We start from the raw sequence: 21450 nt of genomic DNA on the forward strand, positions 1-21450 counted from the left end.
GCAGCATGCGTCTTACTTGTCCCAACTGCAGTGCCCAATACGAGGTGCCAGACGAGGTCATTCCAGAGGAAGGCCGCGATGTTCAGTGTTCGAATTGCGAGAAAACGTGGTTCCAGGCCAAACATCCGGCGGATCCAACCGTTGAGCAACCTGCAGATGAAACGACTGCCGAGGATAAGGCTGTTCCACCGGCGGAGCCAGAAACCGCCGACCAGACCGAGCCCGAGCCCGAAGCCACACCAAAGGATGGTGCGCCGGTCAGCAATGTGGATCCTTCGGTCGCCGATATACTGAAGGAAGAAGCCGCACGCGAAGCCGAATTGCGGGCCCAGGAAGGCAGCAGTCTTGAAAGCCAGCCTGATCTTGCTCTTGATCCACCTTCCGAGCCGGAACCAGACCCCGAACAGGCGGTCAAGGAACTGACAGCTACAGAAACCGCTAAAGATTCCGGGCAAGGTGACGCCCTGCCCGATGTCGAAACGATCAATTCCGGATTCCGCGGCGACGCCTCTGCAGATGCGCCTGAGGCATCAGCGCCTGCGCCCCCCAAATCCGGCGGCTTTCTGCGTGGGTTCGCTCTGATCTTGATACTTGGTGTGATCCTGTTCCTGATCTACGGCAATGCTCCGCAAATCAGTGAGGCTGTTCCTCAGGCGGATGCAGTTCTCAAACCTTATGTGTCTTTGGTGGATCAAGCCCGGCTTTGGCTGGATACCCAGGCTGGCGCTTCTCAGAACTGATCAGAACCGTTCAAGCAGGCGCTTGAGATATTCCAATTCAATCTCGGGGCGTTCGGATTCACCGGTCCGGCGGCGAATTTCGTCCAGCAACTCGCGCGCACGGCGATAAACGTCCTCACCCTGCAGCAGGCTCTCATCGGTTGACATCGACCCGTTTGCCCCAGGGTTGCGGCCCAGTGGATCGCGGTTGTTGGCCTGCATGTCGCCTTCCTGGCTGCCTTGACCTGGTTGATTCTGCTGGTTCTGGGCCAAGGCCTCACCTAACGAGCGCATCCCTTCCCGCAGCGCATCCATCGCTTCGGACTGGTTGTCGATAGCATCGGCCAGCTCGTCATTCCGCAGAGCCTGCTCAGCCTCATCCATGGCGCGGCCAGCGCGCCCAAGCGCATCACGGGCGGCTTCGCCTTCCGGAGTACCGGCACCGGGCAGGTTTTGTTGCTGGCGGCCCAGCTCATCGCGCAGGGCCTGTTGACGATCGGCCAGCGAACCCTGACCCTGCTGACCTTCATCAGCCTGGTCCGAACCCTGCCCCTGTCCGCCCTGGCCTTCGTGGCTCTGACCACGGCCCTGACCGCCATTGCGGCCCTGATTGCCCTGGTTTTCACCAGTCTGCGCACCGGGATTGAACTGCTCTTGCAGATCGCGGAAAGCCTGATCGCTCAGCCCCTGTTGATCGCGCAATGTCTCTGCCAAACCCTCCATCGCCTGTTGGCCTTCGGATTGCTGACCTTGACCCTGACCTTGCGTGACGCGCATGTTCTCCATCATCTGCTGGAATTCTTCCAGCGCCTGCTGCGCCTCGGCCATACGGCCCTGCTCCATCAGATCCTGAATTCGATCCATCATCCGTTGCAGATCATCCTGCGTCATCTGCAAGGATTCTCCGTCTTGCCCCTGCTGACCTTCTTCACCGTTCTGCTCTGCCAACCGCTGTAACTGTTGCAGGTAGTCCTGGGTGGCCTCGCGCAGCTCTTGCATCAGCTCAGCGATCTCTTCGTCGCTTGCCCCGTTCTGCATCGCCTCCGTCAGGCGCTCCTGCGCCCGGCGCATCCGCTCAAGAGCGTCGGCAAGCGTACCGTCCTCGATCAATACGGCCAGCTTCCATAGTGAGGCCGCGATTTCTTCCTGCTGCGTCGGCTTCAACCCGTATTCGGTAAATGTCTCAAGCCGCCGAAGTGTCACCCGCAGGCGTAAATAGGCCGTATCCGAGCGGAACAGGTCCTCGGGCAGATACGATACCGCCCGCAGAATCTGAGATACCCGTTTCGCGTTGTCCCGTGACCACAGCAGATCGCGCCGCTGTTCAACGATCGCAGCCGCCAGCGGATCAAAGAACCGACGCGCCGGAAGTGCTGTTGTATAGGGTTCAGACTGCCCTTGCTGATCGGCAGCATCACGCGCCATCAAAGTGATCTTTACTGGCAGATGCGCCCAGGGATGTTGTGAGAAATCCTCGATCAGATTCTCGGTGAAATCGGCCCGGTCGCCTGTAATGGGCATCGGTAACTCAACCTCGATCACCTCACGCGGTTCTGGAATCGCCATCAGACCATAGCGGCGATCAATTGCATCCAGATCTAGTTCGATCAGGGCAGAGCCTGCTATCACACCGTAATCATCTTTGGCCGCAAAGGGCAGTTTCATCTGGCCGCCTGCTTCGGATTTGGCAACGTCCGACACGGTGATCAGTGGAGACGTATCTGCGATCACTTCCAACGCCCAATCGCGCCCGGAAGGCCCGTCTATCGTCATTTGGCCCGAACGTTCGACGACAAATTCCTGTTCAGGGTCGGTGACCGCTTCCGTGCCCAGCGGTGTCGAGGTTTCGGTCAAGCTGTGCGCACCGACCTCGCCGTAGAATCGCAATGTGATGCGGCTGCCTTGCGGGACCGAAAGTGTCGGGTCGGATTGATCCGCCAGATAGAGCGTTGGCAAGCCGGTATAGCGTGGCGGCTCGACCCAGCCTTCCCAACTTGGTCCCTGCCCGGCAACAGCTGCACCCGGTGTCATCTCTGTCACGGATCCTATGCGCCAAAATGAGCCGAAAAGCACGGCAATCACCAGCGCCAGCAAAGCTATGAACCGCAGAGCATAGGGGTCGCGGTCGGCCAGTCGGAGATCGGGCTTTGCCGGCGCAGCCTGTGCGGCACGTTCCGCCATACGCGCCTGATGAGCCCGCCACAGGGCCACAGAATCAGCATCCATCGCGCCGATGGCCTGTTCATCCATCAGAGCCTGGATAGGACGCCCTGGCAGGGTCTCATCCATCCGGATCAACGCTTCGTTTCGTGTCGGGATACGGAACCGCCGCGCGCCGAGGATCAGTGCAACCAACAGCCCAATCAACGCCGCCGACCCCGCGACCCAAACGGTTTCCACCCCGACATGGTCCTGCAGTCCGAGCATCAGCGCAGCCAACAGCGCCATGGAAATTGAGAAAAACGGCCAGAAAGACCGCCAAACCTGCTCGCTTAGCATCCCCACCTGCGTTAGCAGCAAAGACAATCTGGGGATCGGCAAGGTTTCTCTTGCGGTCAAGTCGGGCCTCCGTTCACCGGCCCGCGCGTCTATTGCGTCAGAGCCACTCGGGTATGGTATCGCGGTTTATGATTTCGTCAAAGCTCGGACGTTCACGAATTACGGCAAATTGATCTCCGTGCACCAGAACTTCGGGTATCAGGGGCCGCGTGTTGTATTCGCTGGACATGACCGCGCCATAGGCCCCTGCGCTGCGAAAGGCGACCAGATCACCAGCACCCAGTGGCGGCATCTGCCGTTGCTTGGCAAATGTATCGCCGCTTTCGCAAACCGGACCGACGATATCATAAGGTTGCTGTTCCGTGCCCGGCACGGGTTCGATCACCGGTACGATATCGTGATAGGCTTCGTACATGGCCGGGCGGATCAGGTCGTTCATGGCACCGTCGAGGATCAGGAAATCCCGGCCCTCGCCGGATTTCACATAAATCACTTTGCTGACCATCAAACCAGCATTACCGGCAATTAGGCGGCCCGGCTCTATTTCGATTTCGCATCCCAGATGACCCAGAGTGTCTTTGATCAGCGCACCGTATTCCAAAGGCAGCGGCGGCGCGTCGTTCGAACGCGCATAAGGAATGCCCAACCCCCCACCCAGATCAAGGCGGCGAATATTGTGACCCTCATTGCGCAGCGTCTCGGTCAGCTCGGCCACCTTCTGATAGGCCAGTGCAAAAGGCTCCAGCTCGGTCAGTTGCGAGCCGATATGGACGTCGATGCCAATGACCTCCAGCCCGGGCAGGCTGGCAGCGTGGGCATAAACTTCTGACGCACGGGCGATCGGAATGCCGAATTTATTCTCGGATTTTCCGGTGGCGATTTTGGCATGGGTCTTGGCGTCCACATCCGGATTTACCCTAACGGTGATCGGAGCAACGACGCCCAAATCAAGCGCAACGGCGTTGATCACCTCCATCTCGGGTTCGGATTCCACGTTGAACTGACGAATGCCACCGGTCAGAGCGGTGCGAATTTCTTCGGCTGTTTTGCCAACGCCCGAAAACACGATCTTATCGCCGGGCACTCCGGCAGCTTTGGCCCGCAAGTATTCCCCACCCGAAACAACGTCCATCCCCGCGCCTGCCTCGGCAAGCGTCTTCAGGATCGCCTGATTGCTGGCGGCCTTCATCGCATAACATACGAGGTGGTCGATCCCGTCCAACGCCTCATCGAACAGCTGGAAATGACGCAGCAGCGTCGCCGTCGAATAGACGTAAAAGGGTGTCCCAACCGCAGCTGCGATTTCGGAGATCGGGACATCCTCGGCGTAAAGCGCGCCGTCGCGGTAAAGAAAGTGATCCATAAAGACGCGCTTAGACCAAAATGCCCCGGCGGATCAATGGATTCTACGCAAACAGGGGTGTCGCGTCATTCAATATGCGAAACGCCGACCCGCCCATAACCGGATATCGAAATTCCAGATCCGCCGGATTGGGGTTCGGGATCGGGTCGCGGTTTATAGGATGGGTCGCAAGCCGCAAGAATGGCGAGGCCAAAGAACAGGCCTAAAATCTTCATATTCATTTCTTTTTCCAAGGTTTACGGCCGAGCGCCATTGATCGGTCTGAAATGGGAACTGAGTGCTGAAACTGCAACTCGGGAAACACTACCGCCCGAGAAAAACGCTCAGAGGGCCGCGTTGCAGGCCAACGCCACCCCCGACATAGGCGCCGCTGGTGCCGACGCCGATATTGGCGCTCATCGTTGGTTGGATCGGTTCGCCATCCGCACCGCATCCGGCTAGGGTTACCCCTGCCAGCACCAACAGAGCCGCAGTCAGAATTCGCATTACACCAACGCCTTCCATCGCTTGACCTGAGCCCTCACCTGATCCGGTGCCGTGCCGCCGTAAGACTGGCGCGAGTTTACCGAATTTTGCACCGTAAGGATAGAAAAGACGTCATCGGTGATATCCGCATGCACCGTTTGCATGTCCGCAAGCGTCAGGTCCGGCAGATCGCAGCCCTTGCTCTCGGCCATCGCAACCAGCGATCCGGTGACGTGATGGGCATCGCGGAACGGCAGGCCCAGAACGCGCACCAGCCAGTCGGCCAGATCTGTCGCGGTCGAAAAACCCGACCCTGCAGCCGCAGCCAGGCTTTCGCGGTTGGCGGTCATGTCCTTGACCATGCCTTCCATCGCTGCCAGCGCTAGCATCCAGTTATCGGCAGCGTCAAAGACCTGTTCCTTGTCTTCCTGCATGTCCTTGGAATAGGCCAGCGGCAAGCCCTTCATCACCATCATCAGCGCGGTGTTCGCACCATAAATGCGCCCTACCTTGGCACGGATCAGTTCTGCCGCATCCGGGTTCTTCTTTTGCGGCATGATAGACGAGCCAGTCGAAAAACGGTCAGACAGGGTGACAAAGCGGAACTGGGCAGAAGACCAGATCACCAGTTCTTCGGCAAAGCGCGACAGGTGCATTGCACAGATAGAAGCAGCTGACAGGAATTCCAGTGCAAAGTCGCGGTCGCTGACGGCATCCAGCGAGTTGGCGGCCGGGCGGTCAAAGCCCAGCGCCTCGGCGGTCATGACCCGATCAATAGGGAACGAGGTTCCAGCCAGCGCGGCAGCCCCCAGTGGGGATTCGTTCATCCGCGCGCGGGCATCGCGGACGCGGGACAGATCACGCCCGAACATTTCGACATAAGCCATCATGTGATGACCCCAGGTCACAGGCTGGGCGGTTTGCAGATGCGTAAAGCCCGGCATGACCCAGTCCGCCCCGGCCTCTGCCTGCGCCAAAAGCGCGCGGATTAGGGCCAGCAGACCGGTATCGGCGGCATCGAACTGATCACGCACCCACAGTTTAAAATCGGTTGCCACCTGATCATTGCGCGACCGGCCTGTGTGCAAACGGCCCGCAGGTTCGCCAATGACCTCTTTCAGCCGTGCCTCGACATTCATGTGGATGTCTTCCAGCGCGGTCGAGAACTGGAACGCCCCGCTCTGAATTTCTGACAATACGGTGAGCAGCCCTTCCCGAATAGCTTCAGCATCACTATCAGTTATAACGCCTGTGGCAGCCAACATGGCGGCATGGGCGCGCGAGCCTGCAATGTCCTGGGCTGCCATCCGCTGATCGAACCCGATCGAGGCATTGATTGCCTCCATGATCGCGTCTGGACCGGCGGCAAAGCGGCCGCCCCACATCTGGTTCGAAGATTGATCGGTCATGTAAGAAAACCCGGAGTTGATATGCGCCTATTTCGTCTGATCCCCCTTTATATGGCCCTTGCGCTAGGTGCAAACGCGGCTTTGGCCACAGATGCGGAAACTCTGGGTCCGCTGCGCGAAGGCACCCTGAAGCGGTTGATCCTGCACAAAGAGCCCAAACCGCACACCTTGGTCGAATTTCAGTTGGAAGATGACGGTGGCACCGCAACGCTTGCCGACTATCAGGGCAAATACGTTCTGCTGAACTTTTGGGCCACATGGTGCGCACCGTGCCGCAAGGAAATGCCTCAGATCGCCGAGTTGCAGGCGGAATTCGGGGGTGACAAATTCGAAGTCCTGACATTGGCCACCGGGCGCAACTCACCCGCGGGGATCAAGAAGTTTTTCGAGGAAAACAACATCGAGAACCTGCCGCGCCATCAAGATCCGGGCTCGGCCGTGGCACGTGAGTTCGGTGTCATTGCCCTGCCAATCACGGTCATTCTTGACCCCGATGGCAATGAAGTCGCCCGCCTGATCGGGGATGCCGAGTGGAATTCAGACAGTGCCAAGGCGATCATTGCGGCACTGGTCGCAGAAGAAAGCTAAGGTCGTTTTCCTGAAGTCCTGAATTTATGATAGCCTCCCCGTCATTGTAACGAGGAGGCTTTCTTTATGAAGAACGTATTCACTCTGGCCATTGCTGCCTGTCTGATTTTGGGCTCGGCATTGGTCGCGGAGGCCAAAGACATCAGGAAAGAACAAGATTTTCAGAATGCTGTCGCTGGTAAAAAACTGGTAGATGGCGGCACTTGGGTGCTTATTTCACCCGACGGGAAGATTTCCGGACAAACCAGCGACAAGGTCAAATTCTCGGGCGCATGGGCCTGGAACAAAAGGTTTTGGTGCCGAACGCTTGTTGTTGGCGGAAATCAGATCCCGCAGGATTGCCAGAAAGTAACGATAGAAGGGAACCAGGTGACCTTTACCCGCAACAAGGGCAAGGGCGATTCCGGGGGGACCTATACGATTACCAACTGACCTCTTTACAAGGTCGCCGTGATTCCCAACCGGTGCCACAGGTCCAATTCCAGCTTACGCGACGCTACCTTTGACAGCCGCGCATCTGCTTTGCAGTTTGTCGGTCAGGAGGATGTCATGCCGCTGGAGATATTGTTGGTTCTGGTCGTTGGGGGGATCGGCGGAATTACTATTCTGCTGCATCTGACGGGCCGTTCGCGGCAGTTCGCCCTGACGCCTGATCTGGCCCGCGCGCAATGGTCGCGCCATTTCCCCGATGACGTGATCGCAGATGTAACCGTAGCGCACGACCAACGTTCCGCGCTGATCCGAACCACAACCGGTTCGGGCCTTTTGTGGTCGTTCGGCGCGGATACCGTGGCCCGCCACCTGCAGGATTATGACTGGATCGAGCATCCGGACGGATTCGAAGTTCAGTTTCATGATTTCGGAACTCCCTCAACCCGCATCCACCTCGATGACATCGAACGCGCCCACTGGCGACACCTGATGGAGCCCGCATGACCGACCAGATTTCCTTTCCCGATGCCGTGCAATGGGCAGTCCCGTTCTTTATTGCCGCAATTCTGGCCGAGTTCGTCTGGATCGCTTTCAAAGGCCGGGGCGGGCGCTATGAAACGCGGGATGCGGTCACCTCGCTGATCATGGGCGCGGGCAATATTGCCTCGGGGTTTCTGCTCGGTTTCATCGCCTACGGGTTCTTTATGTGGTTGTGGCAGATTACGCCGCTGAACCTGGGCACCTCGATCCCGGTGATTATCCTGTGCTTTTTTCTGGACGATTTGCGGTACTATTGGGTGCATCGGTTCGGGCACCGCATCCGTTGGGTCTGGGCCAGCCATGTGAACCATCATAGCTCTCAGCATTACAACCTGACCACGGCGTTGCGTCAGACCTGGACTTATACATTCACCTTCATGATGGTCGTGCGCGCGCCGCTGATCCTGCTGGGGTTTCATCCGGCAATGGTTCTGTTTGTCGGCGGTCTGAACCTGATCTATCAGTTCTGGATTCACACCGAGGCCATCGGCAAGATGCCCCGCTGGTTCGAGGCGGTTATGAACACCCCCAGCCACCACCGCGCCCATCATGGCCGCAACGCGCGCTATCTGGATTGCAACTATGCCGGCGTGTTCATCATCTGGGACAAGATGTTCGGCACCTTTGTGCCAGAGCAGATCGATGACAAAGTCGACTATGGGTTGGTTCACAATATCGGAACCTTCAACCCGTTGCGCGTCGCCTTTCACGAATGGGTCGGAATCTGGCAGGATGCCACGCAATCGGGGCTAACTTTGCGCCAGCGGTTGGCCTATTGCTTTGCCCCACCCGGTTACAGCCATGACGGCAGCCGGGATAGCTCGGAGCAGATCAAAGCCAAGCATATCTCGCGCAACCCCAGGGATCGAGGGACGCCCGGATTTGAGCATTTTGAGACCGAAACGCACAAATCCGAAGCAAAACAAGCTTGAATCCGCCGGTCACGTGCTGATTTTCTTGAAAATTAGCTCAGCCTGCACATATCCAAACGATGTGCATTACGAGTGACCGGAGATTATCATGACCCGTTGGACAACATTTTCCACAGTTTTAGGTCTGATAGGCCTGCTTCTCGCAATGCTGACAGCGCTGGCCGCCGGGACCGCAACGCTGATCGCGTTTGGACTGGCCATGATGGTGCTGGGATTTACAGGCGCAGTTATTGGTGCCGCGAGATCTCTGGGACGTGTTCTGGACGCAGCCCGCTGACATTTTCATTTCCATTAACCGCAGATTCACATCTTTGCCCTGAAATTGGATCCTGACCGACGACGGTAGGGAAGCGATTTCGATCATGCGGGACAGGAAACTGGCAGATTTACCCGAAGGATCAGACAGCCCGTTAAACGCGGCTGTGCTGTCGCGCGACAACTCAACGATCCAGATGGCTACGGATGCTGTCAAACACAAACAGTGCAAACTGGCCTTTCAACCGGTCATGCAGGCTAACGCGCCACATGGTATCGCCTTCTATGAGGGCTTCATCCGGGTGCTGGACGAAACCGGTCGTGTCATCCCGGCACGCGAGTTTATGCCTCAGCTTGAAAACACCCCGATTGGCCGCGAATTGGACTGCATCGCGCTTGAAATGGGCCTGCGCACATTGGCGCGCACCCCGGACATCCGCATGTCGATCAACATGTCCGCACGGTCGATCGGATATGGACGTTGGTCGCGTGTTCTTGACCGGTTCATGAAAAAAGATGCCAGTATCGGTGAAAGGCTGATCCTTGAAATATCCGAAAGTTCGGCCATGACCGTGCCGGAACTCGTGGTCGATTTCATGGACCGATTGCAACCACGTGGCGTTGCATTTGCGCTGGATGATTTTGGGGCCAGCAATTTCTGCTTCCGCCATTTCCGCGAGTTTCTTTTTGATGCCGCCAAGATTGATGGCCAGTTCATCCGCGGCATCAGTGAAAACCCGGATAATCAGGCGCTGGTTCGTGCCCTGATCGCAGTTGCAAGGGAATTTGAGATTCTGGTCACGGCCGAATCGGTCGAAACCAAGGCAGATGCTGAGTTTTTGGTGGCCAATGGCGTCGATTGTCTGCAAGGATTTCTGTTCGGCGCACCTACGGTTTCTGCGCCCTGGAAAACGGAAAACGAACAGAAATCGGCGGGTTAACCCCAAAAAACCAGGGACCTTGGGTCCTGAGACAAGCTGCCCGTTGCTGCAAATGCAGCATTGCGCTATTGCAGTGATACTTGAGCGGGGGATTACGGGGCGCTCTTGTTGCGGGGGGAACCTCTCGACCTGCGCCGTCAGACATTCCGCCGGACCATGTCGGTAAAGGACTGATCATAATGACCAATGTAGTTATCGCATCCGCCGCACGTACAGGCGTCGGCAGCTTTGGTGGTTCGTTTGCGAACACCGCAGCCCATGATTTGGGCACAGCCGTTCTTGAAGCCGTTGTAGAACGCGCCGGAATCGAAAAAGGCGAAGTCAGCGAGACAATTTTGGGTCAGGTTCTGACCGCAGCCCAGGGTCAGAACCCGGCGCGTCAGGCGCATATCAACGCCGGTCTGCCGCAGGAAAGCGCGGCCTGGGGCATCAACCAGGTCTGCGGATCCGGCCTGCGCGCCGTGGCACTGGGCGCACAGCATATCCAACTGGGCGATGCTGATATCGTCGCTGCTGGCGGACAAGAGAACATGACCCTGTCGCCCCATGCCGCCGCTCTGCGCGCCGGCCAAAAGATGGGCGACATGAAGTATATCGACACAATGATCCGCGATGGACTGTGGGATGCGTTCAACGGGTATCACATGGGTCAAACCGCCGAAAACGTTGCTGAAAAGTGGCAGATCAGCCGCGATATGCAGGATGAATTCGCCGTCGCAAGCCAGAACAAGGCCGAAGCTGCGCAGAAGGCAGGCAAATTCGCCGATGAGATCACCCCCTTTACCATCAAGACCCGCAAGGGTGACATCGTGATGGACAAAGACGAATACATCCGCCACGGCGCAACCATGGAAGCCATGGCCAAACTGCGCCCGGCTTTTGCTAAGGACGGATCGGTCACCGCCGCCAATGCCTCGGGCCTGAACGACGGCGCGGCTGCGACCCTGCTGATGTCGGCGGCAAATGCCGAAAAGCGCGGGATTGAGCCTCTGGCGCGGATTGCATCTTATGCTACCGCTGGTCTGGACCCGTCGATTATGGGCGTCGGCCCGATCTATGCCTCGCGCAAGGCGCTGGAAAAGGCGGGCTGGTCGGTTGACGATCTGGATCTGATCGAAGCCAACGAAGCCTTTGCCGCACAAGCTTGTGCCGTGAACAAAGACATGGGCTGGGACCCGTCCATCGTGAACGTCAATGGCGGCGCCATTGCCATCGGTCACCCGATCGGCGCCTCGGGCTGCCGCGTTCTGAACACTCTGTTGTTCGAAATGAAGCGGCGGGACGCGAAAAAAGGTCTGGCGACTCTGTGCATCGGTGGCGGCATGGGCGTTGCCCTATGTGTCGAGCGCGACTGATCTAACAATGCCTTCTCGGCCCACTCTTATTTCGGCCCTTGTGATTTGCTTTGCAGGGGCCGCAGACGCACAGAACCGTCAACCGCTTTCGACCAGCCTGACGGAGTGCAGCGTCATCTTTACAGAGCAGGCCGAGCTGAGAGCACGCCGGAACAAGGACCAAACAACCACAGACGCCGTGCTTGCCAGCGCGGCGTTATTCGTTGTGGAAGCTCGTGATCAGGCCGCAATGGAAGGCATTAAGAACCCCTACAAACACATCCAGTCCGCGCAGGTTCGATTGTCCGAGACATGGCACGTTCGCTTTGGCAATTTGGCTCTGCTGAACGAAAATAAGGACTGGATCGACTATTGCCGTGCATTGGGTAAAGATCGTGGCCTCACACTACCCTGAGGCGAAACCAAAAAACCCAGCGCTGCGGCAACTTGCCTGCGCAATATTGTTGCGCTGGTTGGTTCGGAATAGTAACAGCATTACCAAGACGACTTAAATTGGAGGATTCCTAAATGGCACGAACAGCACTCGTCACCGGCGGTTCCCGCGGCATTGGCGCAGCAATTTCCAAGGCGCTTAAGGCCGAAGGGTACAATGTTGCAGCCACCTACGCGGGGAACGACGAAGCCGCCGCGAATTTCACCGACGAGACCGGAATCGCCACCTACAAATGGAACGTTGCGGATTATGACGAATCCAAAGCGGGCATCGAAAAGGTCGAAGCCGAGATTGGCCCGATCGACATCGTTGTTGCCAATGCCGGCATCACCAAGGACGCCCCATTCCACAAAATGACACCCGAGCAGTGGCATCAGGTGATCGACACCAACCTGACCGGCGTATTCAACACCGTTCACCCGGTTTGGCCTGGCATGCGTGAGCGCAAGTTTGGCCGTGTCATCGTCATCAGCTCGATCAACGGTCAAAAGGGTCAGTTCGCTCAGGTGAACTATGCCGCAACGAAGGCGGGCGATCTGGGAATCGTGAAGTCGCTGGCGCAGGAAGGCGCGCGCGCGGGCATCACCGCCAACGCTATCTGCCCTGGCTATATCGCAACCGAAATGGTCATGGCTGTCCCCGAGAAGGTTCGTGATTCCATTATCAGCCAGATTCCGGCGGGCCGACTGGGCGAACCGGAAGAGATCGCACGCTGCGTTGCTTTCCTGGCCTCTGAAGACTCGCAATTCATCAACGGATCGACCATCTCGGCCAATGGTGCTCAGTTCTTCGCCTAAGTTGGCTGCCAAAATGCAAGCGGGCCGGTTCTAAGCAGAACCGGCCCTTCTTTTATCCCGTAAGACCGCGCGCGCTGCGATCAGCGGGAACCGAAAATCCACTTCAACACAGTCAGAACCGCTTTGCCCCGCGCCTCATGCGCGCGCAGAATCGCCGATTGTGCAGCTGGATTTGTTGTCATCTCAATCATGGCAGCCTCTCAGTTCAAAACAGTTTTCCTTGACTTATGAGCAATATGAACTCTAGTTGACAAAGCCGCAAACGAGCTTTTTTGAACATTCAGTTAAGAATTTCTATACTATGAGCGACTACCTGCCGCCCTTGACCGCTTTGCGTGCCTTTGATGCCGCCGCCCGGCACATGTCTTTTGCCAAAGCCGCGGCAGAGCTGCATGTAACGCCTGCGGCCCTGTCCTTTCAGATCAAATCCCTTGAGGAGCATTTGGGCCGCCCTCTGTTTCACCGCCTGAACCGCGCGGTGGAGCTGACAGAGGCTGGGCGCACCCTGGCCCCGGGCGCCGCGGATGGATTTGCCACGTTACAAGCCGCATGGCGCGCCGTGAGCAGACAGGGTGACGACACTAGCCTGACCGTCACAGCGGGCCCTGCCCTGACGGCCAAATGGCTGGCGCCCCGCCTATACGAATTTGCCCGCGCACATCCCGAAATAGATCTGAAATTCTCGGCCACGTTACGCATCATCGACCTTGAACGGGATGATGTGGATGTGGCCATCCGATTTGGCGAAGGTGCGGATAAGGGGCTGTATTCCGTGCCAGTGCGCCGGGAATGGCTGACGCCGGTCATGACGCCCGAGCTCGCCCGCCAGTTCACCACGCCGGAAAGCCTGCGGGATGCACCGTTGATCCATGACGCCTCGATCCGCTTTCTGACCCCACCCAGTGATTGGCCCGCCTGGTTCAGGGCCGTGGGCATCGCACATACCCCGACCCATGGTGCCGAGTTTTCGAACGCCGATCACGCAATTGACGCGGCTGTTGCGGGCGTTGGCGTCGCGCTTGGCCGCCGGGCCATGATCCTGAAAGATCTGACCGAAGGCACGCTGGTCGCACCTTTCAAGACCGCCATCGAAACAAAGGGGCGCTTTCGCTTCCTGTGCCTCTCGGGGGCCGAGAACCGCCCTCAGATTGCGGCGTTTCGGGATTGGTTTCTGGCCGAGATTGAAAAGACCGCACATATATCCGATGAGTTCGACATCATTCCAGTCGAGGACCTGTCAGCCGCATGACCCGGAACCGCGCCACTACTATCGGTTTTGTCGCCGTTTTACTCTGGTCCCTTCTGGCCCTGTTCACCGTCGGCTCAGCCCCCGTTCCTGCGCTTTTGCTGAATACGATCTGTTTCTCGATCGGGGGGACGCTGGGGCTGATCTGGACCTGGGCCAATGGCGGGCTGGGGCAGCTGCGGACCGTGCGTTGGACCACCTATCTGTTCGGCACCATCGGGTTGTTTGGCTATCACGCGCTCTATTTCTCGGCTCTGCGCATGGCCCCTGCGGCCGAGGCCGGGCTGATCGCCTATCTCTGGCCGCTGCTGATTGTGCTGTTCTCCGGCCTCCTGCCGGGCGAGAATCTGCGCGCTGGGCATCTGATCGGGGCCTGTCTGGGTTTTGCCGGGGCCGCTGTGATCATCACCGGGGGTGGTGGCGCAGGATTTCAGGCCAGCCACCTGCCCGGTTACGGGCTGGCGCTGCTGTGCGCTCTGACATGGTCGGGCTATTCCGTTTTGTCCCGCCGTCTGGGGGATACGCCCACAAGCTCTGTCGCTGTGTTCTGCATCTTTACCGCCATCGCCTCGGGTGGTCTGCATCTAGCCATCGAAGAAACTGTTTGGCCGGGCACGGCCTTTAGCTGGGCTTCGATCGCGGCACTTGGGCTGGGGCCTGTTGGTCTGGCGTTCTATGTCTGGGACATCGGGGTCAAACAAGGCGACATTCAGATTCTTGGCACCGCCTCTTATGCAGCGCCCCTGTTGTCTACCGTCGTTTTGGTGGTTGCCGGGATCGCAGCCCCATCCTGGGGTCTGGCAATCGCAGCCATCCTGGTCACCGGCGGCGCGGCCATAGCCGCGCGCGCCAGCCTTAAAAGTTAACTGGAAAGTCGCTCTATCTCTTCCTTAAGCCTTAGCTTCTGTTTCTTGAGTTGAGCGATATGGAGATCGTCGATGCCTGGCGCGCGCTGGGCTTGTTCTACTTCGAGACCGAGAGTTTCGTGCTTCTTCTTCAGTTCCGTCAGATGTGCGCTCACGCTCATGGCGATACTCCTTCATTGGTGTCTCTGAATAACGTAGGAAGTTGAGCACATCGTTTCCAGCCTGTCACGCTGCAGACGCACAGATTCTATAATAAATCTGACAAATTCGGCTGGTTGGCGCCTATTGATCCGAAAACCCGTTCAGCGCAGCACCGTCGCGCAAAACGGACGATATCTGAGAGGTATAGCTTTCGCCGTCTTTTTCGTGACGCACACCCTTGTGCAAAATCAGCGGGGCATGCAGTTGAAACGCAGACCGACCGCCTTTTCTGGCCCTAAGGACCACCAATTCAGCCTTCCGACCTGCCCGCGCGGCCAGAGGCAGAACCTCGACTGAGCCAAGCCGCCCCGCACAGGCTGACAGCATGTCTGGTAACCGATCGGCCTTTTGGATCATGTGCAGATAGCCGCGCGGTGCAAGGCGCTTTGCCGCGGAATCGAACCAATCGCGCAACGGTGTATCCTCGCCCAAGGCAATTCCGCGACCCGAGTCCGCCGCAGGGCTGTGGGCACCGGCCAAGTAATAGGGCGGATTCGCAATCACATGATCGAACTGCTGTTGTTTCAGCTCAGTTGGCAGTTTGCTCAGATCGGCCTGCACCACTGTCAGCGCCTGCGCATTCTGATCCGCGTTGCGGGTGGCCAGATCGGCATAGGGCGATTGCAGCTCAACACCCGTGGCGTTCAATCCCGGCACGCGCGCCATCAGGCACAAGATGGCGGCACCAGCGCCACATCCCAGCTCCAGCACGGATTGCCCAGCCTTGGCCGGTACCGCTGCCGCCAGCAAGACAGGATCGACCCCGGCGCGATAGCCGGACAGGGGCTGCCAAAGCCGAACGCGCCCATTCAGAAAGTCGTTCAAACTTAGCTCTGGGTCAGTGAATTGCGTCATCGGCCCAGCGGGATCTCGTTGTCGCGCATCACCCGTTCAGCGCGGATCAAATCATCTGCCCGCACCATAAGGCGACGCGGGAAAATACCGATGCCGCCTTCTAGGATGCTCATATTTACGTCCATCTGAAAGCAGTCTATATCCTCGCCCTGAAGTAGGGCGGATGCAAAGGCCAGGATCGTCGGATCAGTGCTGCGCAAAAGTTCTTTCATGGGGATGGATGTAAGGGCAAGGTGAGGCGGAAGTCGAGCCTTGTATCAGGAGTGTGATGAACATCAGCACAGTCTCAAAACCGCATGAGCGGCTGGCCGAGATTCTTTCGGGTGAAATGGACGCGGTCAATGACCTGATACGCACGCGCATGGCCTCAGAACACGCGCCCCGCATTCCCGAAGTCACCGCACATTTGGTCGAAGCGGGTGGCAAGCGCCTGCGTCCGATGCTGACACTGGCCGCGGCGCGGCTGTTCGACTATGCCGGGGACCATCATTTGCGTCTGGCGGCAACGGTTGAGTTCATCCACACCGCGACCCTGTTGCATGACGATGTTGTCGACGAAAGCGCACAAAGGCGCGGACGGCCAACAGCGAATCTGCTTTGGGACAACAAATCCAGCGTTCTGGTTGGGGATTACCTGTTCTCACGCAGCTTCCAGCTTATGGTCGAGACCGGGTCTCTTAGGGTTCTGGACATCCTTGCCAATGCGTCTGCAACAATCGCCGAGGGCGAAGTGCTACAGATGACTGCTGCATCCGATCTGGGCACGGATGAGGCCATCTATCTTCAGGTTGTGCGCGGCAAGACCGCAGCCTTGTTCTCAGCCGCAACCGAGGTGGGCGGGGTCATCGCCCAAGCGTCAGAGGCCCAGGTCAAGGCGCTCTTCGATTATGGCGATGCGCTGGGGATTGCCTTCCAGATCGCTGATGACCTGCTGGATTATCAGGGTGACAGCAAAGCGACCGGCAAGAATGTCGGCGACGACTTTCGCGAGCGTAAGCTGACGCTGCCAGTGATCAAGGCGGTGGCGCAGGCCACCCCCGAAGAACGCGCCTTCTGGCAGCGCACCATCGGTAAGGGTCGTCAGGAAAGCGGTGATCTCGAAACCGCTCTTGGCCTTATGGGCAAATACGGCACGCTTGCGGCGACGCGAAAAGATGCGCTTGGCTGGGCCAACAAGGCTAAGGCGTCGCTAGGCATCCTGCCCGACCATGAGATCCGCACCCTGCTGAGCGATTTGGCAGACTTCGTTGTCGCGCGCCTTAGTTAAGCTGAACCGCACGGCACCACCAGTCGGGATGGGCTGCTCCAATCTCATAGGCGGCGAAATGGGCAGCTTTCATCGTCGGATACAGCGCGAAACAGGTCGATCCTGACCCCGACATGCGCGCCAACAACGCCGCTTTTGTATCGCTCAGCGCATCCAGCACCTGCGCGACTTCGGGGGCCAGCAATGTGGTTGGACCTTCCAGGTCGTTTCGCTGTTTCCCCAGCCATTCGGCACAATCCTGAGGCCCCTCAAATACCGGGATATCCTCTGCCATGGGCGGGTTTTCCCTGCATTCCAAAGCCGCGAATATCGCAGGCGTTGGAACCTCTACACCCGGGTTGACCAGCAAGGCTGGTAGATGTGGGAGGGTGACCGGGTTCAGACACTCTCCGATCCCGCGCATACGGCTTGATCTGGCTGCCAAGCAGGCAGGGACATCCGCACCCAGGCGCAGTGCTGTTTCTGGCGGGACGTGCCCACCCTCATCTTCTATCATCCGCAAGGTTGCGGCGGCATCGGAAGAACCGCCGCCGATCCCGCCCCCATGCGGCAGCACTTTGTTCAGGTCAATATGCCCAGTCCAGCCTGCAGCCTCGGCGGCTTTCCACACCAGATTGCGACTATCGCTTGGCACACCCGCCGCATGTTCGCCGGTGACAGAGATCGACAGCGCCTCACCTGCGGTGAAATGCAGCGTATCGCCCAGATCGGCAAACACCACGAGCGAATCCAACAGGTGATAGCCGTCCACGCGCTGGCCGGTGACGTGCAAGGTAAGGTTGATCTTGGCGGGCGCGAAAGCCTTAGCCTTCATTGGCGACCTTCAGCGGCGCGGCACCTTCTTCGATCAGAACCTCGTCCAGCCCGACCTCGATCTTGCGGCGAATACGCTCGGGGTCGGCCTCACCATCGGCGTCTTCGAGGTCAATGAAAGACAATGCCCGCTTCCACTGGAACTCGGCTTCGCGTGCGCGGCCCACGGCCCAGTAAACGTCACCCAGGTGATCATTCACCACTGGGTCTACCGGCATCAACTCGACGGCACGCTCCATATGCTCGACCGCCTCTTCATAGCGGCCCAGTCGAAACAGAACCCATCCCAAGCTGTCGACGATATAGCCGCTACCAGGGCGTGCGGCGACGGCGCGTTCGATCATGCCAAGCGCTTCGTCCAGATTTTCGCGCCGTTCTACAAGCGAATAACCCAGATAATTCAGGACCTGCGGTTGGTCGGGGTTAAGTTCTAGCGCACGGCGGAAATCGGCCTCAGCATTGTCCCACTGCTTTAGTCGCTCGTACGAGATACCACGGGCGTAGTGCAGGAACCAGTTGCCGCCACCATCAGCATCAATCAATTCAATCGCTGTGCTATAGGTTTCGACAGCCGCAGCATAGTTTTCTTCACGTCTTTGCAAATCAGCCAGCGCCACGTGAACACTTGGCAGATCCGGTCTCTGCGTCGCAAGGGTCTGCAAGACTTCTTCCGCCGCATCGGTTTTGCCTGCCGTGACAAGCACCTCGGCCCGGCCCAGTTCAGCAGCGTGATAGTCACTGCTGCTCGCGGGCACTTTGCGATAGGCCTCGACGGCAAGATCGTATTGCTCCAACTCGTCCAAAAGTTCGGCACTCAACAAGATTGCGTCCACGTGATCCGGGCGCAGAAAGGCTGCGACCTGCGCATAAAGCAGGACGTAATTCTCAGCCGCCTCACTGCTGAGCGCGGCTCCCACGGAAAAGAACACTTCTGCGATACCGTCCTGCGATGTGCGGACATGAGTAAAGGGCAGCGTTTCGCCAGCGCTCAGACGCGCTTCGTACCCTTCAATCGAGGGATCAGAGCCCGACTCGAACACGTCATCCAGAAACTGCAGCGCATCCTCATTGCGGTCCAGCTGCGATAGAACCTCGGTCCGTGCCAGCGCTGCGCGGCGGGTAAATCGCGCCACAACACCGTTATCGGCCGCAAAGACTGCCTCGGCGCCTTCAAAGTCTCCGACTGAGGCCAGTGCCAAAGCTTTGTGGTAAAGCGCGAACTCGCGCAGACCTTCCTGCGCTGCAACTTGGTCAAACTGCTCCAGCGCGCTGGTCATCGCGCCCTGGCCCATATGGGCCCAGCCCAATATTAACCCGTCAACCAGCGGCCCGACGCCTTGCGTTTCGGGGTCGCGGGCCAGCAGTTCATCCAGCTTGCCTTCAGCCACCAGATTAGCGGCAATCGCCATTTTCGCGGGCTGGTTGGGCAGGCCCAACTCTTCGATGGTTTGGGCAATCGGCAAAGCGCGCTTAACCTCGCCCAACGACAAGCGCGCAACGACGACATTCTCCAGCAACCGGTCGTTTTGAGGATCTGCGCGCAATGCTTGCGCAAAGTATTTCTCAGCCGCCGTATAGTCGTCCTGAAAAATCGCCTGACGCCCGGCAAGATACGCACCGAACCCAGTGTCGGCATAAGCCGGAATGGCGAATGACGTGGTAAACAGCACAGCTAGCGCTGTGCGACGAATGAGAAAAGTCACCAAATTCCTGCCTTGCGATTGTCGGTTGCGCAATAAGCTAGGGCTTTGACCAGAAAGAGGCAATGGCAGAGCCTTCACGACGCCGCCATTGCCCATTTTTCGCTTACATATTGGGATAGTTCGGACCATCCCCTCCCTGTGGCGTGGTCCAGGTGATATTCTGGCTGGGATCTTTGATGTCGCAGGTCTTGCAGTGAACGCAGTTCTGAAAGTTGATCACGAATCGCGGACCATTTTCATCCTCGACCATCTCATACACGCCCGCCGGGCAATAGCGCTGCGCCGGTTCGTCGAATTCGGGCAGATTGACACTGACCGGAATCGCCGGGTCCGACAGTTTTAGATGGCAAGGCTGACTTTCCTCGTGGTTCGTCATCGCGAACGAGACGTTGGTCAGGCGGTCGAAGGACAGCGTGCCATCCGGCTTTGGATAGTCGATCGGTTTATGTTTACTGGCTTCTTCAGTCGATTCCGCGTCGTTCGTGCCGTGGCCCAGAGTGCCAAACAGCGAAAAGCCTAGAGTGTTTGTCCACATGTCCAAACCGCCCAGCGCCAGCGAGGGCATCAGACCCCATTTTGACCACATCGGTTTGACGTTGCGCACTTTCTTGAGGTCTTTGCCGATGGCACCTTCGCGAACATCTGCTTCATAGACAGTCAATTCATCGCCCGAACGCTCGGCTTTGATGGCATCAAATGCCGCCTCGGCCGCAGCTTTGCCAGACAGCATCGCGTTGTGGTTGCCCTTGATGCGCGGCACATTGACCATGCCCGCCGAACAGCCCAGCAGCGCCACGCCTGGCGCGACCAGCTTGGGCATCGATTGATATCCACCCTCAGTAATAGCACGAGCGCCATAAGCCACGCGCTTGCCGCCTTTCAGCAGCTCGGCCACCATCGGATGATGCTTAAAGCGCTGGAATTCCATATAGGGGTACAGGTGCGGGTTCTTGTAATTCAGGTGAACCACAAACCCGACATAGACCTGATTGTTTTCCAGGTGATAGATGAACGACCCGCCGCCCGCGTTGCTGCCCAGGGGCCAGCCCATCGTATGGGTGACGGTGCCTTCCTTGTGCTTGGCCGGGTCGATCTCCCAGATCTCTTTCATGCCGACGCCGTATTTCTGGACTTCTTTTCCGGCTTGCAGATCGTATTTCGCGATCACTTCCTTGGACAGCGACCCGCGCACACCTTCGGACAAGAAGACATATTTGCCGTGCAGCTCCATGCCCGGCTCGGTGTTCGGGCCGTAGGAGCCATCGGCCTCAAGGCCGAAGACACCGGCAACAACGCCTTTGACTTCGCCATTGTCGCCATAGACCAGCTCGGAACAGGCCATGCCGGGGAAGATTTCCACGCCCAGCTCTTCGGCCTGTTCAGCCATCCAGCGGCAGACATTGCCCATCGACACGATATAGTTGCCGTGGTTGTTCATCAGCGGCGGCATCGGGAAGTTCGGAATGCGGATTTTTCCGGCCTCACCCAGCATATAGAAGTTATCTTCGGTAACCGGCGTGTTCAGCGGCGCACCTTTTTCCTTCCAGTCCGGTATCAGCGCATCCAGGCCGCACGGGTCCAGCACCGCACCTGACAAGATATGCGCACCCACCTCTGAGCCCTTTTCCAGAACGACGACGTTCAGATCGGCATCCAGCTGTTTCAGACGGATGGCCGCCGACAGTCCTGCGGGGCCAGCGCCCACGATCACCACGTCATATTCCATCGCTTCGCGTTCAATCTCGGCCATTGCGGGCTCCTTCGCTAACTT

At 58.2% G+C, this 21450-nt stretch carries 24 protein-coding genes; 13 read left to right on the forward strand and 11 right to left on the reverse strand.

Translation table 11 applies throughout. The annotated features are described in order from the left end of the window. Window positions 1–5 precede the first annotated feature (5 nt). Window positions 6–740 carry a zinc-ribbon domain-containing protein gene (locus AC2FIC_RS11610; protein ID WP_496691808.1) on the forward strand — a complete coding sequence of 245 codons (735 nt, stop codon included), beginning with the start codon at window positions 6–8 and terminating at the stop codon, window positions 738–740. Here AC2FIC_RS11610 and AC2FIC_RS11615 read toward each other — a convergent pair whose 3' ends face one another. From AC2FIC_RS11615 to argH, 5 genes are all read right to left on the reverse strand, one after another. Beyond that, window positions 741–3278: a TIGR02302 family protein gene (locus AC2FIC_RS11615; protein WP_496691809.1), complete on the reverse strand. Its 2538-nt coding sequence runs from the start codon at window positions 3276–3278 to the stop codon at window positions 741–743. Between the two features lie 37 nt (window positions 3279–3315). Next, window positions 3316–4581 (reverse strand): diaminopimelate decarboxylase, encoded by a 1266-nt coding sequence (gene lysA / locus AC2FIC_RS11620; protein ID WP_496691810.1) that lies wholly within the window; start codon window positions 4579–4581, stop codon window positions 3316–3318. A 65-nt stretch (window positions 4582–4646) separates the two neighbouring features. Beyond that, window positions 4647–4802 (reverse strand): hypothetical protein, encoded by a 156-nt coding sequence (locus tag AC2FIC_RS11625; RefSeq protein WP_185956656.1) that lies wholly within the window; start codon window positions 4800–4802, stop codon window positions 4647–4649. Between the two features lie 82 nt (window positions 4803–4884). Continuing rightward, window positions 4885–5067: an argininosuccinate lyase gene (locus AC2FIC_RS11630; RefSeq protein ID WP_496691811.1), complete on the reverse strand. Its 183-nt coding sequence runs from the start codon at window positions 5065–5067 to the stop codon at window positions 4885–4887. Continuing rightward, the gene (gene argH / locus AC2FIC_RS11635; protein ID WP_496691812.1) at window positions 5067–6455 is read right to left on the reverse strand and encodes an argininosuccinate lyase; all 1389 of its coding nucleotides are present in this window, start codon (window positions 6453–6455) and stop codon (window positions 5067–5069) included. The genes AC2FIC_RS11630 and argH overlap by 1 nt, the downstream gene beginning before the upstream one ends. 21 nt (window positions 6456–6476) lie before the next feature. On the opposite strand from argH, the gene AC2FIC_RS11640 reads away from it, so the two are divergent. From AC2FIC_RS11640 to yddG, 11 genes are all read left to right on the forward strand, one after another. Continuing rightward, complete coding sequence (locus AC2FIC_RS11640) at window positions 6477–7043, forward strand: TlpA disulfide reductase family protein (protein WP_271948463.1); 567 nt, start codon at window positions 6477–6479, stop codon at window positions 7041–7043. Window positions 7044–7109: 66 nt separating this feature from the next. Continuing rightward, entirely contained in the window at window positions 7110–7475 is a 366-nt protein-coding gene (locus tag AC2FIC_RS11645; protein WP_496691813.1) for a hypothetical protein, read from the forward strand. Window positions 7476–7592: 117 nt separating this feature from the next. Continuing rightward, a complete protein-coding gene (locus AC2FIC_RS11650) occupies window positions 7593–7979 on the forward strand; it encodes a hypothetical protein (protein WP_271948467.1) in 387 nt (128 codons plus the stop codon). Further along, window positions 7976–8947 (forward strand): sterol desaturase family protein, encoded by a 972-nt coding sequence (locus tag AC2FIC_RS11655; RefSeq protein ID WP_496691814.1) that lies wholly within the window; start codon window positions 7976–7978, stop codon window positions 8945–8947. The genes AC2FIC_RS11650 and AC2FIC_RS11655 overlap by 4 nt, the downstream gene beginning before the upstream one ends. A gap of 88 nt (window positions 8948–9035) precedes the next feature. Beyond that, window positions 9036–9224 (forward strand): hypothetical protein, encoded by a 189-nt coding sequence (locus AC2FIC_RS11660; protein ID WP_496691815.1) that lies wholly within the window; start codon window positions 9036–9038, stop codon window positions 9222–9224. A gap of 85 nt (window positions 9225–9309) precedes the next feature. Then, window positions 9310–10143 carry an EAL domain-containing protein gene (locus tag AC2FIC_RS11665; protein ID WP_271948473.1) on the forward strand — a complete coding sequence of 278 codons (834 nt, stop codon included), beginning with the start codon at window positions 9310–9312 and terminating at the stop codon, window positions 10141–10143. Window positions 10144–10322: 179 nt separating this feature from the next. Further along, window positions 10323–11498, forward strand: a complete 1176-nt coding sequence (locus tag AC2FIC_RS11670) for an acetyl-CoA C-acetyltransferase (protein ID WP_142635424.1) — start codon at window positions 10323–10325, stop codon at window positions 11496–11498. 7 nt (window positions 11499–11505) lie between these two features. Further along, window positions 11506–11892: a hypothetical protein gene (locus AC2FIC_RS11675; protein ID WP_281972563.1), complete on the forward strand. Its 387-nt coding sequence runs from the start codon at window positions 11506–11508 to the stop codon at window positions 11890–11892. A 113-nt stretch (window positions 11893–12005) separates the two neighbouring features. Continuing rightward, window positions 12006–12728, forward strand: a complete 723-nt coding sequence (phbB, locus tag AC2FIC_RS11680; RefSeq protein ID WP_271948478.1) for an acetoacetyl-CoA reductase — start codon at window positions 12006–12008, stop codon at window positions 12726–12728. 301 nt (window positions 12729–13029) lie between these two features. Further along, complete coding sequence (locus AC2FIC_RS11685) at window positions 13030–13977, forward strand: transcriptional regulator GcvA (protein ID WP_142635418.1); 948 nt, start codon at window positions 13030–13032, stop codon at window positions 13975–13977. Then, window positions 13974–14840 carry an aromatic amino acid exporter YddG gene (yddG, locus tag AC2FIC_RS11690; protein WP_496691816.1) on the forward strand — a complete coding sequence of 289 codons (867 nt, stop codon included), beginning with the start codon at window positions 13974–13976 and terminating at the stop codon, window positions 14838–14840. The genes AC2FIC_RS11685 and yddG overlap by 4 nt, the downstream gene beginning before the upstream one ends. On the opposite strand, the gene AC2FIC_RS11695 is transcribed toward yddG, so the two are convergent. The 3 genes from AC2FIC_RS11695 to AC2FIC_RS11705 all read right to left on the reverse strand — a co-directional run bounded on the left by AC2FIC_RS11695 (window position 14837) and on the right by AC2FIC_RS11705 (window position 16108). Beyond that, the gene (locus AC2FIC_RS11695; RefSeq protein ID WP_142635414.1) at window positions 14837–15001 is read right to left on the reverse strand and encodes a YdcH family protein; all 165 of its coding nucleotides are present in this window, start codon (window positions 14999–15001) and stop codon (window positions 14837–14839) included. The two genes, yddG and AC2FIC_RS11695, sit on opposite strands and share 4 nt — an antisense overlap. 121 nt (window positions 15002–15122) lie before the next feature. Next, window positions 15123–15896: a tRNA1(Val) (adenine(37)-N6)-methyltransferase gene (locus AC2FIC_RS11700; protein WP_496691817.1), complete on the reverse strand. Its 774-nt coding sequence runs from the start codon at window positions 15894–15896 to the stop codon at window positions 15123–15125. After that, window positions 15893–16108: a putative signal transducing protein gene (locus tag AC2FIC_RS11705; RefSeq protein WP_496676622.1), complete on the reverse strand. Its 216-nt coding sequence runs from the start codon at window positions 16106–16108 to the stop codon at window positions 15893–15895. Before AC2FIC_RS11705 ends, AC2FIC_RS11700 begins: the two co-directional genes overlap by 4 nt. A gap of 56 nt (window positions 16109–16164) precedes the next feature. On the opposite strand from AC2FIC_RS11705, the gene AC2FIC_RS11710 reads away from it, so the two are divergent. After that, window positions 16165–17163, forward strand: a complete 999-nt coding sequence (locus AC2FIC_RS11710; protein ID WP_496691818.1) for a polyprenyl synthetase family protein — start codon at window positions 16165–16167, stop codon at window positions 17161–17163. On the opposite strand, the gene AC2FIC_RS11715 is transcribed toward AC2FIC_RS11710, so the two are convergent. From AC2FIC_RS11715 to AC2FIC_RS11725, 3 genes are read right to left on the reverse strand one after another with little or no spacing between them, the layout of a single operon-like run. Then, window positions 17156–17977, reverse strand: coding sequence for a 4-(cytidine 5'-diphospho)-2-C-methyl-D-erythritol kinase (locus AC2FIC_RS11715; RefSeq protein ID WP_496691819.1), 822 nt, complete (start codon window positions 17975–17977; stop codon window positions 17156–17158). The two genes, AC2FIC_RS11710 and AC2FIC_RS11715, sit on opposite strands and share 8 nt — an antisense overlap. Then, window positions 17967–19775, reverse strand: coding sequence for a tetratricopeptide repeat protein (locus AC2FIC_RS11720; protein ID WP_416383915.1), 1809 nt, complete (start codon window positions 19773–19775; stop codon window positions 17967–17969). Before AC2FIC_RS11720 ends, AC2FIC_RS11715 begins: the two co-directional genes overlap by 11 nt. 7 nt (window positions 19776–19782) lie before the next feature. Continuing rightward, window positions 19783–21429 (reverse strand): electron transfer flavoprotein-ubiquinone oxidoreductase, encoded by a 1647-nt coding sequence (locus AC2FIC_RS11725; RefSeq protein WP_496691820.1) that lies wholly within the window; start codon window positions 21427–21429, stop codon window positions 19783–19785. Window positions 21430–21450: the final 21 nt, after the last annotated feature.

This window comes from Ruegeria sp. CDSC079, assembly GCF_059610505.1.

What these genes read in the sequence shown, in the direction of transcription:
- AC2FIC_RS11610 (WP_496691808.1), top strand. Translation starts at nt 6, where the DNA reads ATGCGTCTTACTTGTCCCAACTGCAGTGCCCAATACGAGGTGCCAGAC.
- lysA (WP_496691810.1), bottom strand. Translation starts at nt 4,581, where the DNA reads ATGGATCACTTTCTTTACCGCGACGGCGCGCTTTACGCCGAGGATGTC.
- AC2FIC_RS11625 (WP_185956656.1), bottom strand. Translation starts at nt 4,802, where the DNA reads ATGAATATGAAGATTTTAGGCCTGTTCTTTGGCCTCGCCATTCTTGCG.
- AC2FIC_RS11630 (WP_496691811.1), bottom strand. Translation starts at nt 5,067, where the DNA reads ATGCGAATTCTGACTGCGGCTCTGTTGGTGCTGGCAGGGGTAACCCTA.
- argH (WP_496691812.1), bottom strand. Translation starts at nt 6,455, where the DNA reads ATGACCGATCAATCTTCGAACCAGATGTGGGGCGGCCGCTTTGCCGCC.
- AC2FIC_RS11640 (WP_271948463.1), top strand. Translation starts at nt 6,477, where the DNA reads ATGCGCCTATTTCGTCTGATCCCCCTTTATATGGCCCTTGCGCTAGGT.
- AC2FIC_RS11645 (WP_496691813.1), top strand. Translation starts at nt 7,110, where the DNA reads ATGAAGAACGTATTCACTCTGGCCATTGCTGCCTGTCTGATTTTGGGC.
- AC2FIC_RS11650 (WP_271948467.1), top strand. Translation starts at nt 7,593, where the DNA reads ATGCCGCTGGAGATATTGTTGGTTCTGGTCGTTGGGGGGATCGGCGGA.
- AC2FIC_RS11655 (WP_496691814.1), top strand. Translation starts at nt 7,976, where the DNA reads ATGACCGACCAGATTTCCTTTCCCGATGCCGTGCAATGGGCAGTCCCG.
- AC2FIC_RS11660 (WP_496691815.1), top strand. Translation starts at nt 9,036, where the DNA reads ATGACCCGTTGGACAACATTTTCCACAGTTTTAGGTCTGATAGGCCTG.
- AC2FIC_RS11665 (WP_271948473.1), top strand. Translation starts at nt 9,310, where the DNA reads ATGCGGGACAGGAAACTGGCAGATTTACCCGAAGGATCAGACAGCCCG.
- AC2FIC_RS11670 (WP_142635424.1), top strand. Translation starts at nt 10,323, where the DNA reads ATGACCAATGTAGTTATCGCATCCGCCGCACGTACAGGCGTCGGCAGC.
- AC2FIC_RS11675 (WP_281972563.1), top strand. Translation starts at nt 11,506, where the DNA reads ATGCCTTCTCGGCCCACTCTTATTTCGGCCCTTGTGATTTGCTTTGCA.
- phbB (WP_271948478.1), top strand. Translation starts at nt 12,006, where the DNA reads ATGGCACGAACAGCACTCGTCACCGGCGGTTCCCGCGGCATTGGCGCA.
- AC2FIC_RS11685 (WP_142635418.1), top strand. Translation starts at nt 13,030, where the DNA reads ATGAGCGACTACCTGCCGCCCTTGACCGCTTTGCGTGCCTTTGATGCC.
- yddG (WP_496691816.1), top strand. Translation starts at nt 13,974, where the DNA reads ATGACCCGGAACCGCGCCACTACTATCGGTTTTGTCGCCGTTTTACTC.
- AC2FIC_RS11695 (WP_142635414.1), bottom strand. Translation starts at nt 15,001, where the DNA reads ATGAGCGTGAGCGCACATCTGACGGAACTGAAGAAGAAGCACGAAACT.
- AC2FIC_RS11700 (WP_496691817.1), bottom strand. Translation starts at nt 15,896, where the DNA reads ATGACGCAATTCACTGACCCAGAGCTAAGTTTGAACGACTTTCTGAAT.
- AC2FIC_RS11705 (WP_496676622.1), bottom strand. Translation starts at nt 16,108, where the DNA reads ATGAAAGAACTTTTGCGCAGCACTGATCCGACGATCCTGGCCTTTGCA.
- AC2FIC_RS11710 (WP_496691818.1), top strand. Translation starts at nt 16,165, where the DNA reads ATGAACATCAGCACAGTCTCAAAACCGCATGAGCGGCTGGCCGAGATT.
- AC2FIC_RS11715 (WP_496691819.1), bottom strand. Translation starts at nt 17,977, where the DNA reads ATGAAGGCTAAGGCTTTCGCGCCCGCCAAGATCAACCTTACCTTGCAC.
- AC2FIC_RS11720 (WP_416383915.1), bottom strand. Translation starts at nt 19,775, where the DNA reads ATGGGCAATGGCGGCGTCGTGAAGGCTCTGCCATTGCCTCTTTCTGGT.
- AC2FIC_RS11725 (WP_496691820.1), bottom strand. Translation starts at nt 21,429, where the DNA reads ATGGCCGAGATTGAACGCGAAGCGATGGAATATGACGTGGTGATCGTG.